Origin of the sequence: Arthrobacter sp. Y-9 (genome assembly GCF_029690065.1) — a bacterium.
GTDB lineage: Bacteria > Actinomycetota > Actinomycetes > Actinomycetales > Micrococcaceae > Arthrobacter_E.
This window is the reverse complement of sequence record NZ_CP121463.1, coordinates 1,605,735-1,620,165: the sequence shown is the minus strand read 5'-3', so window position 1 is coordinate 1,620,165 and position 14,431 is coordinate 1,605,735. Positions and strand designations below refer to the sequence as shown.

10 protein-coding genes are annotated in these 14,431 nt (G+C 68.5%); 4 read left to right on the top strand and 6 right to left on the bottom strand.

The features are described 5' to 3' along the window. Positions 1-141: 141 nt before the first annotated feature. The 4 genes from uvrC to uvrA all read right to left on the bottom strand — a co-directional run bounded on the left by uvrC (position 142) and on the right by uvrA (position 6,645). Complete coding sequence (uvrC, locus tag P9849_RS07110) at positions 142-2,199, bottom strand: excinuclease ABC subunit UvrC (protein ID WP_278268937.1); 2,058 nt, start codon at positions 2,197-2,199, stop codon at positions 142-144. A gap of 20 nt (positions 2,200-2,219) precedes the next feature. Further along, positions 2,220-2,888, bottom strand: a complete 669-nt coding sequence (locus tag P9849_RS07105; RefSeq protein WP_107002409.1) for a lysophospholipid acyltransferase family protein — start codon at positions 2,886-2,888, stop codon at positions 2,220-2,222. Beyond that, positions 2,875-3,669 (bottom strand): HAD hydrolase-like protein, encoded by a 795-nt coding sequence (locus tag P9849_RS07100; RefSeq protein ID WP_278268936.1) that lies wholly within the window; start codon positions 3,667-3,669, stop codon positions 2,875-2,877. The genes P9849_RS07105 and P9849_RS07100 overlap by 14 nt, the downstream gene beginning before the upstream one ends. An 87-nt stretch (positions 3,670-3,756) precedes the next feature. Further along, positions 3,757-6,645, bottom strand: coding sequence for an excinuclease ABC subunit UvrA (uvrA, locus tag P9849_RS07095; protein ID WP_278269122.1), 2,889 nt, complete (start codon positions 6,643-6,645; stop codon positions 3,757-3,759). A gap of 165 nt (positions 6,646-6,810) precedes the next feature. On the opposite strand from uvrA, the gene P9849_RS07090 reads away from it, so the two are divergent. After that, the gene (locus tag P9849_RS07090; RefSeq protein WP_278268935.1) at positions 6,811-8,493 is read left to right on the top strand and encodes a beta-N-acetylhexosaminidase; all 1,683 of its coding nucleotides are present in this window, start codon (positions 6,811-6,813) and stop codon (positions 8,491-8,493) included. A 2-nt stretch (positions 8,494-8,495) separates the two neighbouring features. Here the strand turns inward: P9849_RS07090 and P9849_RS07085 are convergent, their stop codons facing one another. Both P9849_RS07085 and P9849_RS07080 read right to left on the bottom strand, forming a co-directional pair. Further along, a complete protein-coding gene (locus P9849_RS07085; protein WP_278268934.1) occupies positions 8,496-8,870 on the bottom strand; it encodes a GntR family transcriptional regulator in 375 nt (124 codons plus the stop codon). Beyond that, entirely contained in the window at positions 8,867-9,682 is an 816-nt protein-coding gene (locus P9849_RS07080; protein ID WP_278268933.1) for a trans-aconitate 2-methyltransferase, read from the bottom strand. The genes P9849_RS07085 and P9849_RS07080 overlap by 4 nt, the downstream gene beginning before the upstream one ends. A gap of 227 nt (positions 9,683-9,909) precedes the next feature. Between P9849_RS07080 and P9849_RS07075 the strand changes: the two genes are divergently transcribed. The 3 genes from P9849_RS07075 to P9849_RS07065 are packed head-to-tail and all read left to right on the top strand — an operon-like array spanning position 9,910 to position 14,292. After that, complete coding sequence (locus tag P9849_RS07075) at positions 9,910-12,435, top strand: DEAD/DEAH box helicase (protein WP_278268932.1); 2,526 nt, start codon at positions 9,910-9,912, stop codon at positions 12,433-12,435. Between the two features lie 31 nt (positions 12,436-12,466). Then, a complete protein-coding gene (locus P9849_RS07070; RefSeq protein ID WP_278268931.1) occupies positions 12,467-12,970 on the top strand; it encodes a GNAT family N-acetyltransferase in 504 nt (167 codons plus the stop codon). Next, entirely contained in the window at positions 12,967-14,292 is a 1,326-nt protein-coding gene (locus P9849_RS07065; protein ID WP_278268930.1) for an alpha/beta fold hydrolase, read from the top strand. The genes P9849_RS07070 and P9849_RS07065 overlap by 4 nt, the downstream gene beginning before the upstream one ends. Positions 14,293-14,431: the final 139 nt, after the last annotated feature.

Here is a 14,431-nt window from a genome sequence, read left to right as displayed (position 1 = left end):
GGGTGTTCCGGGGCCGCACCCTCGGGGGCGGGACTGGTCACTTCTGCGTCCGACATGGGGTTCCTGCTCCTTGGATCAGTGCGGGCGGCACCGCCGGCCCGGCGACGCGGCTGCCTCAAGCCTAGCGAACTTTCCTGACGCTCAGGGCTCGAGGATCTCGCCGGTGGTGTAGTTGACGGCGGGGACCTCGTCGGCGCTCTCGCGAGTGAGGTGGGCGTGGATGGCGGTCGCCAGGACCGTGCCGATCCCCTTGACCTCGCACAGTTCCTCGACCGTGGCGGCCCGCATCTTCTTGACCGACCCGAAGTGGGACAGCAGCGCCTTCCGCTTGCTCTCCCCCAGCCCCGGGACGCCGTCGAGCGCGGACGCCGTCATCGCCTTGCCGCGCCGCTGTCGGTGGAAGGTGATGGCGAAACGGTGCGCTTCGTCACGGATCCGCTGCAGCAGATAGAGCCCCTGCGAGGCGCGCGGCAGGATCACCGGGAAGTCGCTGTCCGGCAGCCAGACCTCCTCGAGGCGCTTCGCCAGCCCGACCACTCGCACCTCGGTGATGCCGAGGGCGTCGAGTGCCCGCTGGGCCGCGGCCACCTGGGGCCTACCGCCGTCGACGACGACGAGGTTTGGCGGATACGCGAACTTGCCGGGCTGCACGGGGGCGCCGAGCACGGCCTCCGAGGGGACTGGGCTTTCGGGCACTGCGCCGTCAGGCGCTGCGCTGTCCTGCACGCCGCCGTCAGACGCCGCGCCGTCCGGCTCGCCGCCGTCGTCGGCCCGACCCAGAGTCTCCGGCACGTGGACGCGGTCCCGCAGGTACGCCTTGAAGCGCCGCGTCAGCACGTCGTCCATGGCGGCGGTGTCATCGTGAGCCGCGGCGCCCGTGATGGTGAACTTCCGGTACTCGCTCTTGCGCGGCAGGCCGTCCTCGACCACCACCATGGAACCCACGACATTGGTGCCCTGGACGTGGGAGATGTCGAAGCACTCGATGCGCAGCGGCGGCTCGTCGAGTTCCAGCGCCTCCTGGAGCTCCTGGATGGCGAGTGAACGGGTCGTGATGTCCCCCGCGCGACGGGTCTTGTGCAGCTTGAGGGCCTGCTCGGCGTTGGTCCGCACGGTCTCCATGAGCTGTGCCTTGTCGCCCCGCTGGGGAACACGGATCTCGACCCTGCTCCCCCGCAGTCCACTCAGCCATTCACCGAGCTGCGCCGGATCCGGCGGCAGGACGGGGACGAGGACCTCCCGCGGGATCCGGTCCGTGTTGCCGGCCTCCTCACCGTAGGCCTGCTGGAGCAGGTGCTCGATCAGGTCCGCGGGAGTGGTGTCCTCGACCTTCTCCACCACCCACCCCTGCTGGGACCTGATGCGGCCACCACGGACACGGAACACCTGCACGGATGCCTCGAGTTCGTCCTCATGGATGGCGAAGAGGTCCGCGTCGGTGGTGTCGGCCAGGACCACGGCATTGCGTTCGAACACCTTGCGCATGGCGGCGATGTCGTCACGGAGGCGCGCCGCCTGCTCGTAGTTGAGCTCCGCCACGGCGTCCTTCATCTCGCGCTCGAGGCGGCGGAGGAAGCGCCCGGCCTCGCCGCCCATGAAGGAGCAGAAGTCTTCCGCGAGGGCCCTGTGGTCCTCTTCGCTGATCCGCCCGACGCACGGCGCCGAGCACTTGTCGATGTAGCCGAGCAGGCAGGGCCGGCCGCTGGCCTCGGCGCGCCGGAACACTCCGGCGCTGCAGCTGCGGACCGGGAATACCCGCAACAGGGTGTCCATGGTCTCGCGGATGGCACCGGCCGTGTACGGGCCGAAGTACTTGGCGCCCTTCCGGCGTTCGCCACGCATGACCTGGACCCGGGGAAACTTCTCCCCCATCGTCACGGCCAGGTAGGGGTAGCTCTTGTCGTCGCGGAACACGACGTTGTAGCGAGGCTTGAACTCCTTGATCCAGGTGTATTCCAGCTGGAGGGATTCGAGTTCACTGCCCACCACGGTCCACTCGACGCTCGACGCGGCGTGGACCATCGCATAAGTCTTCGGGGTGAGCCCGGCGGGCTTGGCGAAGTACGAGTTCAGGCGCGAACGGAGGCTCTTCGCCTTGCCCACGTAGATGACCCGTCCGTGCTGGTCACGGAAGCGGTAGACCCCGGGTTCGGTGGGGATCTCCCCCGTCCTGGGCCGATAGCTCGCCGGATCCGCCATGGCTCCTCCGCTTCTCTAGATCACTCGCTGGTGCGCACCTGGTTGTAGCCGCTGGCCCGTTCCTGACCGCTCAGCGCCGCGATGGCGTCCATGATGCGGTCCGTCGCCTGCCGGCGGGCGGGCAGCGAATGGTCCGGTCCGGTCTTCTCGAAGTACAGCGGCTCGCCCACCACCATGGTGAAGTGCTGCGGCTTGAGCGTGTTCTTGCCGGCCGGCTGGAGCTTGTCCGTGCCGATCAAACCCACGGGCACCACCGGGGCTCCAGTGGTCAGGGCGAGCCATCCCACACCGGTCCGGCCGCGGTACAGCAGGCCGTCGCGGGAACGCGTGCCCTCCGGGTAGATGCCCACGCCATTGCCGTTCTCCAGGATGTCCAGGAGGGTCTTGAGCGCCTGGACGCTGGCCGCCTGTTCACCGCGTTCCACCGGAATCGATCCCACCGACTCGAAGAACGCCTTCATGGCCTTGCCCTTCACCCCTGTTCCGGTGAAGTACTCCGCCTTCGCGAAGAAGGCCACCGGGCGGGGCATGAGGGCCTGAACGATCACGCTGTCGAAGAACGACAGGTGATTCGGCGCCACGATGAAGGGACCGTCCGTGGGGACGTTCTCGAGGCCCGTGACCGTCGGGCGGCACGTGCCCTTAATGAGGGTCCGGGTGGTGAAGCGGACTGCGTCAAATACGGCCATGGTGTTCTTCCTCCGCTGCAACATCAACCACTGCTCCCCCGACGGCGGCCACCGTGGCCACCGCTTCCCGTCCGGCGAGCCGTGGCTCGCCCGAGTGTGCACCGGCGGGGCCCGGCAGTCCACGGAGCAGCTCCTCGGCGGAAGAGACCACCGAGACCGCCCCGGCGCGTTCCAGCTCGCCGTCCACGGCGAAGCCCCACGCGACGCCGATGCACGGCAGCTCATTCGCCGCCGCACCTTCGACGTCCTGATACCGGTCGCCCACCATCACCGCGGTGGCCGGGACGCCGAGGTCCTGGAGCGCCGCCGCGATGATCTGCTGCTTGCCGAGAGGCGCCCCGTGGCCGGGGCCTTGCGCGCTCTCATCGTCCGAGGAGCCCTGCACGGTGTCGAAGGCCTCCACCAGGCCATGCAGGCCCAGCAGCTCCTGCGCCAGGGTGCGCGGCTTCTGGGTTGCCACCGCGAGGGCATATCCCCGCGCCCGGAGTTCCGCCAGAGCCTCCCGGATGCCGGGGTACACGCGGCTCGCCGCCATCCCCGCCGTCCGGTAGTGGCGCCGGTAGAGGGCGATGACCTCATCGACCCGCTCTTCCGGCACGCCGGCGAACTCCTGCAGAGCATGGCTCAGACGGGGACCGACCATCGCCTGCAGCGCCTGATCGGAGGGTACGGGGAGGCCGGCCTCGAGGAGAGCCGCGGCGATTCCGCCGGTGATCCCCCCTGCGGGATCGATGAGGGTCCCGTCCAGATCGAAGAGCACGGCAGCTTGAGCGAGAGTCACCGAGGTAGTTTCTCATGCCGGGCGCACGGACAGAAAACACCCATGCGCTGCGCGGCATGCTTCGGTTCGATGTATGCCGTCACGCGACTACTTGGTCGGGGTTCCCTCGAGGATCTCGGCCAGGAATTCACCCGTGAACGAGCCCTCCGTGGCCGCGACCTGCTCGGGGGTTCCGGTGGCGATGATGCGTCCGCCGCCGGAGCCGCCGTTGGGTCCGAGATCCACGATCCAGTCGGCACTCTTGATGACGTCCAGGTTGTGCTCGATGGTGATGACCGTGTTGCCCTTGTCCACCAGTCCCTGGAGCACCAGCAGCAGCTTCCGGATGTCCTCGAAGTGCAGGCCCGTGGTGGGTTCGTCGAGCACGTAGATGCTGCGGCCGTTGGAACGCTTCTGCAGCTCCGCCGCGAGCTTGACGCGCTGCGCCTCACCACCGGACAGGGTCGTGGCCGGCTGTCCCAGACGGACGTAGCCGAGGCCGACGTCCACCAGGGTGTTCAAGTGCCGGGCGATCGGGGTGAAGGCGGAGAAGAACTCCGCCCCTTCCTCGATCGGCATGTTGAGCACGTCCGCGATGGTCTTGCCCTTGTAGTGGACCTCCAGGGTCTCCCGGTTGTAGCGGGCGCCATGGCAGACCTCGCAGGGCACGTAGACGTCCGGGAGGAAGTTCATCTCGATCTTCAGAGTGCCATCACCCGAGCACGCCTCGCAGCGGCCGCCCTTGACGTTGAAGGAGAAACGGCCCGGCAGATACCCACGGACCTTCGCCTCGTTAGTCTCGGCGAAGAGCTTCCGGATGTTGTCGAACACGCCGGTGTACGTGGCGGGGTTGGACCGCGGGGTGCGCCCGATCGGGCTCTGGTCCACATGGACCACCTTGTCCAGGTGCTCCAGGCCCTCCACGGTCTTGTGGCGGCCGGCCACCTGGCGCGCGCCGTTGAGCTTGTTGGCCAGCACCTTGTACAGGATCTCGTTGACCAGCGTGGACTTGCCGGAGCCGCTCACCCCGGTCACGGCGGTGAGCACACCGAGAGGGAAGCGCGCCGTGACATTGTTGAGGTTGTTCTCACGGGCCCCCACCACCACGAGCTCACGCTTGCGGTCGTACGGACGGCGCTTGGCCGGCACATCGATCCCCTTGCGGCCGGAGAGGTAGTCGCCTGTGAGCGACTCCGTGTTGGCCAGGAGTTCCTTGTAGGTGCCCGAGTGGACGACCTTGCCGCCGTGTTCGCCGGCGCCCGGGCCGATGTCCACGATCCAGTCGGCCTCACGAATGGTGTCCTCATCATGCTCGACCACGATCAAGGTATTCCCCAGCCCGCGCAAGCGGGTCAGGGTCTCGATCAGCCGGCGGTTGTCCCTCTGGTGCAGACCGATGGACGGTTCGTCCAGCACGTACAGCACGCCGACCAGCCCGGAACCGATCTGCGTCGCCAGACGGATGCGCTGGGCCTCACCACCGGACAGGGTCCCGGAGGGACGTTCCAGATTCAGGTAGTCCAGGCCGACGTCGAGCAGGAAGGTCAGGCGGGCGTGGATCTCCTTGAGCACCTGAGCGGCGATCTGCGCCTCGCGCGGGGACAGCTCGAGGCTGCCGAGGAACTCGACGCAGTCCCGCATCGGCATGGCGCAGACGGCCGCGATCGACTTGCCGTTGATCAGCACGGACAGCGACGCCGGGTTGAGCCGTGCGCCGTTGCAGGCCGGGCACGGGATCTGCCGCATGTACTCCTCGTACCGGTCACGGGCGAAGTCCGACTCGGTCTCACCGTGCTTGCGGTGCACGTACTGGACCACGCCTTCGAATCCGGTGCTGTACTTGCGTTCGCGGCCGAAACGGTTGCGGTACTGGACCACCACCTTGTGGTCCTTGCCGTGCAGCACGGTCTCGCGGACGGCCTTGCCGAGCTTCTCCCACGGCGTGTCCATCGAGAAGCCGAGCTCGTCCGCGAGGCCCGACAGCAGGTGGTTCCAGTACTCCTGCGTGGCTGCGCCCAGGGACCACGGGGCGATGGCGCCTTCGTTCAGGCTGAGCTCCGGGTTGGGGACCACGAGCTCCTCGTCCACCTCGAGCTTGGTCCCGATGCCCGTGCACTCGGGGCAGGCGCCGAACGGGTTGTTGAAGGAGAAGGACCGCGGCTCGATCTCGTCGATCGCCAGCGGGTGCTCATTCGGGCACGCCAGGTTCTCGGAGAACGCGCGCACCCGGCCCGGGTCCTCGGCGTCGAGGTCCACGAAGTCCGCGAGCACGCGGCCCTCGGCCAGACCCAGGGCGGTCTCCACCGAATCGGTGAGACGCTGGCGGATGCCGTCCTTGACCACCAGGCGGTCCACCACCACTTCGATGGTGTGCTTGTACTGCTTGCCCAGCTTGGGCGGGTCCGTCAACTGGATCTGCTCGCCGTCCACCCGGGCCCGGGCGAAGCCCTTGGCTCCGAGTTCCTTGAACAGGTCCACGAACTCACCCTTGCGGCCGCGCACCACAGGCGCGAGCACCTGGAAGCGAGTGCCCTCGGGGAGCTCCAGCAGCTGATCGACGATCTGCTGCGGAGTCTGACGGGTCACCTCTTCACCACAGATCGGGCAATGCGGACGGCCGACACGCGCCCAGAGCAGACGCATGTAGTCGTAGATCTCGGTGATCGTGCCGACCGTGGACCGGGGGTTCTTGCTCGTCGACTTCTGGTCGATCGACACGGCCGGCGACAGGCCTTCGATGAAGTCGACGTCGGGCTTGTCCACCTGGCCGAGGAACTGGCGCGCGTAGGCGGACAGTGATTCCACGTAACGGCGCTGGCCCTCGGCGAAGATGGTGTCGAAGGCGAGCGAGGACTTCCCGGAGCCGGAGAGGCCGGTGAAGACGATCATGGCTTCCCGGGGCAGATCCAGGTCCACGTTGCGCAGATTGTGCTCGCGGGCGCCCTTCACCACCAGGCGCGACGACGGGGCATGGCCATGCGAGCCGGCGCCGTTCAGGCGGGCCGCGCCATGGTTGTGGTTGAGCTGTTCAGGAGACAGGACTTGTTCACCGCTGACATGAGGCACCTAGCCATGCTAATCGAAAACCTGTTCGAATTTCCATGTCGGCCTCGTGTGGCAGGCTGGTGTCCACACAGACCCCTACTCGCGAAGAGGTTCTCCATGCGCATTCCCCCGCTGGTCCCGGCACCGGAGTCCCTGGAACTCCTGTCCGGTCACCTCCCGGTTCCTTCCCAGCCGGCCTTCGCCACGGACGTCGACAGCGACGATCCGGGCTGGGCCCTGCTGCGCCACCAGGCGGAGGACTGGCTCGGGGTCCGGCTCCACGATACGGCCCCCGAGGACGCCCTGCTGCTCGTGAGCGCCGACCCGTCGTTGGCCCCCGGCGCGTACCGGCTGGAGATCGACGGGCTCATCCGCGTGGAGGCCTCCGATCTGGACGGCGTGCGCCATGCCTGGCAGACACTCCGCCAGCTCAGCGGTCCCGAGGCCTTCGTCCCGCAGGGGTCGGCCCGCCGTCGTGCGGATGGACGCACCGTGCACTCGCTCCCCCGCCTGCGGCTGACGGACGCGCCCCGTTTCGCGCATCGCGGTGTCCTGCTCGACGTCGCGCGGCACTTCATGCCCTTCAGCGAGCTCCTGCGGTTCATCGACCTGCTCGCCGCGCACAAGCTCAACGTCCTGCACCTGCATCTGAGTGACGATCAGGGGTGGCGATTCGAGGTCAAGGCCTTCCCCCGGCTCACCGAGGTCGCCTCCTGGCGCCGGGACACCCCCGTCGCCTACGACACCCCCGCTCTGGAACACGCCCTCATGGCCGGGCACCCGCACGGCGGCTTCTACACGCAGGCGCAGCTCCGCGAGGCGGTCGCGTATGCGGCGGAGCGGGGCATCACGATCGTCCCGGAGATCGACCTCCCCGGGCACAGCGTCGCCGCGATCGCCGCGTACCCGTTCCTCGGCGTGGGCGAACCCGACGTCGAGGTGAGCACCCGCTGGGGCGTCAGCGACTGCATCCTGGACCCCTCCGAACGGACCCTGGACTTCTACCGGACCGTGCTCGATGAGCTGGTCTCCGTGTTCCCTTCGCCCACCATCCATCTGGGCGGGGACGAAGTGCCGTACACCCGGTGGGAGGAATCGCCGGAGATCGTCGCGCGGGCCCGGGAGCTCGGCCTGGCCTCCGTGGCCTCCCTGCACGGCTGGTTCCTCGGCCGCCTGGCGGATCACCTGGCCGGCCATGGCCGGCAGACGGGTGTCTGGCACGAGGCGATCGGCGAGGCACTGCCGCAGAGCGCGATCGTCAACGCCTGGCTGGGGGTGGACACGGTGGAGCTCAGCCTCGAACAGGGCCATCGCACGGTGATCTCGCAGCACGAGTTCACGTACCTGGACTACCGGGAAAGCGACCATCCCGATGAACCGAGCGCTTTCTGGCCGGTGCTGCCGCTGGACAAGGTGCACGGGTTCGACCCCGTCCCGGACCGAATCGCGGCCCTCGAGCGCGATCACGGGGGTGCGGTGGCGGGAGTCCAGGCCCAGCTCTGGAGCGAGTACCTGGTGGACCAGAGGATCCGCGACTTCCACGCGTTCCCCCGGCTGTGCGCCTTCGCGGAAGTGGCCTGGTCCACCCGGAAACCCGGTTTCGAGGACTTCCTCGCCCGGCTCACCGGGGACCCGGAGATCCCGGGCCATCTCGCACGGTTGAAGGCGGCCGGAGTCGGCTTCCGTCCTCTGGAGGGACCCGAGCCATGGCGCGCCCGGCCCGATGTGGCCCGCTTCCGCGCGGAGCATGCGCACGGCGGACACACCCCCGCCGAGGAGGGCGCGACGCCGGGCGAGTGAGCTCAGGCCTGGTCGCGGTAGGCGGCCGTCAGGAGCCGCACGGCCTCGGCGAGGCTGACGCCACTCGCGCGGGCCGCCTCGGCATAGGCCGAGGCGGCGTCGCCCAGGCTCTTCTGACGGTCGTCGCGCGGCAGGACGACGGTGCCGTTGCGGCCCCTCGTCTCCACGATCGCCGCCGCTTCCAGTTCCTTGTAGGCGCGCGCCACCGTGTGGGGCGCGACGTCGAGTTCCGTGGCCAGCGCCCGCACGGCGGGCAGTCGCTGGCCGGGCGGCAGCCCGCCGTCGTCGACCAGATGGACGATCCTCAGGCGGAGCTGCTCGAACAGCGGCACGGAGCTGTCGGCCCGCGGCCGCCAGGAGCCGGGAAAGGCGCTCATGCGTCCGCCCCGTGAACAGCCCCGGCAGGAGCCTTGCGCGCGACGGTGAACAGACGCCGGAACGGGAACACCGTTCCGTGTGGAGTGGCCGGGTACGCCTCGTTGAGCATCACCGCATAATCCCGCTCGAATGCTTCGGCGTCAGAGGCGTCAAGAGCGCTCAGCACGGGGCGCAGGCCGGTGCCGCGGACCCATTCGAGCACCGGGTCGGGGCCCTGCAGCAGTTGCTGGTAGCTGGTCTCCCAGGCGTCGGCCTGCCAGCCGGCATCGAGTGCGATGGTCAGATAGTCGGCCGGTTCCAGCACCGCGTCGCGATGACGCAGCACACCGGCGAGCTTCACGGCCCAGGCCGGCGAGTCGGCCAGTTCACGCATGAGCACATGGGACGGCGCCCCGAAGTTGCCCGGCACCTGAAAAGCGAACCAGGACCCCTCCGCCATGGCGTCCAGCCAGACGGGAAGCAGCCGCTCGTGCCCGGGCACCCACTGCAGCGCGGCGTTGGAGACCACGACGTCGGCGTCGCCCGGCATCCAGGTCGCGATGTCACCCAGCTCGAACCGGAGGTTGGGGAACCGTTCGGCGTGGACGGCGGCGCGGTCCAGCATCGCCTGCGAGGAATCCACTCCGACCACCTGCGCCTCCGGCCAGCGTGCTGCGAGGGTCGCGGTGAGATTGCCGGGGCCACACCCGAGATCTACCACGAGCCGGGGCGACTCGGCGTGGATCCTCTGCGTGAGGTCGAAGAAGGGGCGGTCCCGGTAGTCGCCGAATTTCACATACGTCGCGGGGTCCCATTCCACGGTCGGGTGCATCGCTTCTCCTTCGCCGAAGAGCACGCCGGACCGGCGTGAGGCAACTCTCAGTGCGAGAGTACCCCACCTGTTGTGTGCTCAGTTGTTGCGGGTGTGGGCGCACGACACCCGCAACAACTGAGCACACAACGACGACGAGGCTCCCCACCCTCGCCCGCTAGCGCCTAGCCGGGCTCCCCACCCTCGCTCCGCGTCGGGCGGGGCCCCTCGCCCGCTAGGCTGGGACAGTGAAGCTCCTTGACAGTCTCCCCTCCACCGGCCGCCTGAACGATGACGACGCGTACACGGCCTTCGTCGAGTGGGTCGAATCCCGGGGGCTGTCCCTGTATCCCGCGCAGGATGAAGCCGCCATGGAGCTCGCTGGCGGCGCGAACGTCATCCTCGCCACTCCCACAGGCTCCGGCAAGTCGATGGTCGCCATCGCCGCGCACTTCTACGCGATGTCCCGTGGCGAACGCAGCTACTACACCGCTCCGATCAAGGCCCTGGTCTCCGAGAAGTTCTTCGCGCTCTGCGACATCTTCGGCGCCGAGAACGTCGGCATGGTCACGGGCGACTCCTCCGTGAACGCCGACGCGCCCATCATCTGCTGCACGGCCGAGATCCTGGCCAACGTCGCGCTCCGCGAAGGCGCCGAGGCAGAGCTGGGCGCCGTCATCATGGACGAATTCCACTTCTACTCGGATCCCCAGCGGGGCTGGGCCTGGCAGGTGCCGCTCCTGGAACTGCCGCAGGCGCAGTTCCTCCTCATGTCCGCCACCCTCGGCGACGTCACCCGGTTCGAGAAGGGCCTCACCGAACTCACCGGGCGCGCCTCGGTGACCGTGAGCTCCGCCGAGCGGCCCATCCCGCTGCACTTCTACTACGGCATGAAACCCATGGCCGAAACCCTGGAAGAGCTGCTGGAAACCCGTCAGGTCCCGGTCTACGTGGTGCACTTCAGCCAGCTGGAGGCCATTGAACGCGCGCAGAGCCTCATGAGCGTCAACATGTGCACCCGCGAGGAGAAGGACAGGATCGCCGAACTCATCGCCGGTTTCCGTTTCTCCGCAGGCTTCGGCAAGACCCTGAACCGGCTGGTCCGGCATGGGATCGGCGTGCACCACGCCGGCATGCTGCCCAAGTACCGCCGCCTCGTGGAGCAGCTCGCCCAGGCGGGTCTGCTCAAGGTCATCTGCGGCACGGACACGCTCGGCGTCGGCATCAACGTGCCCATCCGCACCGTGGTGCTCACGGCGCTCAGCAAGTTCGACGGCGTTCGCACCCGCCTGCTCAATGCGCGCGAGTTCCATCAGATCGCGGGGCGCGCGGGCCGCGCCGGCTTCGACACCGCCGGGACGGTGGTGGTCCAGGCGCCGGAGCACACGGTCGAGAACGCCAAGGCGATGGCCAAGGCCGTGGCGAAATTCGGCGATGACCAGAAGAAGCTCCGCCAGGTGGTCAAGAAGAAGCCGCCGGAGGGCTTCGTCTCCTGGGGCGAGCCGACCTTCCAGCGCCTGGTCGCTTCCGTCCCGGAGCCCCTCTCCTCCAGCTTCACCATCACCCACGCCATGCTGCTGAACCTGCTGGAACGTCCGGGCGACCCGTTCACGGCCACGCGCCACCTCCTGGAGTCGAACCACGAGCCCCGCGGCCGCCAGCTGGAGCTGATGCGGAAGTCGCTCGGCATCTACCGCGAACTGCTGACCGCCGATGTCGTCGAGCGGATCCCGGAGGCCGAACGCGGACCGGATGGGCGCACCGTGCGCCTCACGGTCCATCTGCAGGACAACTTCGCCCTCAACCAGCCGCTCTCCCCCTTCGCGCTGGCCGCACTGGACCTCCTGGACCCGGAGTCGCCGTCGTACGCCCTGGACGTCGTCTCGGTGATCGAGTCCACGCTCGACAAGCCCCGCCAGATCCTCGCGGCCCAGCTGAAGAAGGCGAAGACGGACGCGGTCGCGGCCATGAAGGCGGAGGGGCTCGAGTACGAGCAGCGGATGAAGGCTCTCGAGGAGGTCAGCTACCCCCAGCCCCTGGCGGAGTTGCTGCTCGAGGCCTTCGACACCTACCGCCGGGCGGCCCCCTGGGTCGGTGACTTCGAGCTGACTCCGAAGTCGGTGGTCCGCGACATGTACGAACGCGCCATGAGCTTCGGTGAATTCGTACAGTTCTACGGTCTCGCACGCAGCGAGGGCATCGTGCTGCGGTACCTCAGCGATGCCATCAAGGCGCTGCGGCAGACGGTCCCCGCCGACGCCCTGCGGGAGGACCTCGAAGACCTGATCGCCTGGCTCGGCGAGCTGGTGCGGCAGGTCGATTCCAGCCTCCTGGACGAGTGGGAGGAGCTGAGCAACCCCCACGATCACACCGAGGATCCCCTGCTGCCGCCCGCGCCGCCCCGTCTGACCGACAATGTGCGCGCGTTCCGGGTCATGGTCCGCAATGAGATGTTCCGCCGCGTGGAGCTGTTCGCGGACGAGGACTCGCGCGCTCTGGCGGAGCTCGACGGCGACGCCGGCTGGCACTCGGACCGCTGGGAGGACGTGCTGGACGACTACTTCGACGAGCACGACGACATCAGCACGGGCGCCGACGCCCGCGGACCCCAGCTGCTTCTCATCACGGAGCATCGGGATCGCTGGGACGTCCGGCAGATCTTCGCCGATCCGGCGGGGAACCATGACTGGGGCATCTCCGCGGTGGTGGACCTGGCGGCCTCGGACGAGGCCGGCAGCGCCGTGATCAAGGTCGTGGACGTGAATCGACTCTGAGTGGTCCGGTGGCCCGGCTAAGCTGAAATCCATGAGCCGCATCAGAGAAGCCACCCGTGCAGACGTCCAGGACATCCACCAGATGATCGTGGACCTGGCCGTTTACGAGAAGGAGCCGGACGCCGTCCGCAACACGCCGGAGGAGCTGGAGAAGCACCTCTTCGACGGTCACCCCGCCATCTACGCAGCGATCGCGGAAGACGACCTCGGCCGGACCCGCGGTTTCGCGCTCTGGTTCCTGAACTACTCCACCTGGGAAGGCGTCCACGGCATCTACCTGGAGGACCTTTACGTGAAGCCGGAGGCCCGCGGCGAAGGCCATGGCAAGGCCCTCCTGACCCACCTGGCCTCGCTCGCCGTGGAACGCGGCTACGCCCGGGTGGAGTGGAGCGTCCTGGACTGGAACGAGCCCTCCATCCGCTTCTACCGTTCGCTGGGAGCCGTGCCCATGGACGGCTGGTCGACCTTCCGCCTCACCGGCGACGCGCTGCAGGCTGTCGGGACCGGTGAGGGCGCACCGGCGGTGACCGCATGACGCCCGTCGCCGAACACCGCGAGGGCGCCGTCCACGAATTCCGCGGCGTCCGCACGGCGGACCATTTCTTCACTGTCCCGTTGCGGCCGGCGGATCCTGACGGCGAGACCCTGGAGGTCTTCGCCCGCGAGTACGGTCCGTCCGGCCTGACGGATGAGCAGCGGGACGGCCTTCCCTGGTTGCTCTTCTTCCAGGGCGGTCCCGGTTTCCCCGGCAACCGCTGGACGGCCCTGAGCGGCTGGGCGAAGGCGGCCACCGAGCACTTCCGTGTCCTCATGCTGGACCAGCGCGGCACCGGCCTCTCTTCTCCGGTGGAGGCGGCGACGCTCGCCGCCCGCGGTGATACGGCGGCCCAGGCGGAGTACCTGACCCATTTCCGCCAGGATGCCATCGTGGCCGACGCCGAGGCGATCCGTGAGGCGCTCGGCATCGAGCGGTGGAGCATCTTCGGCCAGAGCTTCGGCGGCTGGTGCTCCCTGGCGTACCTCTCGCTCGCCCCGTCGGCGCTCCGCGAGGTGCTCATCACCGGAGGCCTCGCTCCCCTGCAGGGCTCGCCGGACCGGGTCTACCGCGCGACCTATGCCCGCATGGAGGCACGGAACCGCGAGTACTTCGGCTGGTACCCCGAGGACCGCGCCCTGGTGAACAGGATCGCAGCGCATCTCCGCGAGGTCCCGGAATATCTGCCTCGCGGTGACCGGCTCACCGTGGAGCGCTTCCAGATGCTCGGCATGTACCTGGGCGGCAACACCCGGGTCGACTCCCTGCACCACCTCCTGGAGAAGGCCTTCATCCAGACCCCCGAGGGGGAACGGCTCTCCCAGTGGTTCCTGGCCCAGCTGCCGGCCTACCTGGACTTCGCCCCGAACCCGCTGTACGCGGTGATCCACGAGTCGATCTACGCACAGGAAGCGGCGACGGACTGGTCCTCCTGGCGGGTGCTCCAGGAGTTCCCGCAGTTCTCCCCCGAGGCTGAAGACGTCCTGCTCACGGGCGAGATGATCCAGCCGTGGTTGTTCGAGCAGGATCCGACCCTGCGGCCCCTGACCGATGTCGCGGAGCTCCTGGCCGCGAAGCAGGACTGGCCGCGTGTCTTCGACCTGGACGTGCTCGCGACCAACACGGTCCCCGTGGCGGCCGCGGTCTACGCGGACGATGTCTTCGTGGACCGCGAGCTCTCCCTCGAGACAGCCGACTCCGTCCGCGGGCTGAAGACCTGGGTCACCCCGGACTTCCACCATGACGGGATCGCCGACGACGGCGAGGCCATCTTCCGCCGTCTCCTCGCCATGGCGCGGGGCGGGGAGGTCCCGGGCGACTAACGCCCTCTCCTCCGGACACGACGACGCCGGGCGGTAGCTTCCGCTGCCGCCCGGCGTCGTCGTTCAGGCGATATGTGCTTCAGGCGCTCTGGCTTTCGGGAGCACTGTGGTTCAGGAGCACTGGCGCTCAGAAGCACTG

Excerpts from the sequence above, each read along its gene's own strand:
- uvrC (WP_278268937.1), bottom strand. The coding sequence starts at position 2,199 with ATGGCGGATCCGGCGAGCTATCGGCCCAGGACGGGGGAGATCCCCACC.
- P9849_RS07105 (WP_107002409.1), bottom strand. The coding sequence starts at position 2,888 with ATGGCCGTATTTGACGCAGTCCGCTTCACCACCCGGACCCTCATTAAG.
- P9849_RS07090 (WP_278268935.1), top strand. The coding sequence starts at position 6,811 with ATGCGCATTCCCCCGCTGGTCCCGGCACCGGAGTCCCTGGAACTCCTG.
- P9849_RS07085 (WP_278268934.1), bottom strand. The coding sequence starts at position 8,870 with ATGAGCGCCTTTCCCGGCTCCTGGCGGCCGCGGGCCGACAGCTCCGTG.
- P9849_RS07080 (WP_278268933.1), bottom strand. The coding sequence starts at position 9,682 with ATGCACCCGACCGTGGAATGGGACCCCGCGACGTATGTGAAATTCGGC.
- P9849_RS07070 (WP_278268931.1), top strand. The coding sequence starts at position 12,467 with ATGAGCCGCATCAGAGAAGCCACCCGTGCAGACGTCCAGGACATCCAC.
- P9849_RS07065 (WP_278268930.1), top strand. The coding sequence starts at position 12,967 with ATGACGCCCGTCGCCGAACACCGCGAGGGCGCCGTCCACGAATTCCGC.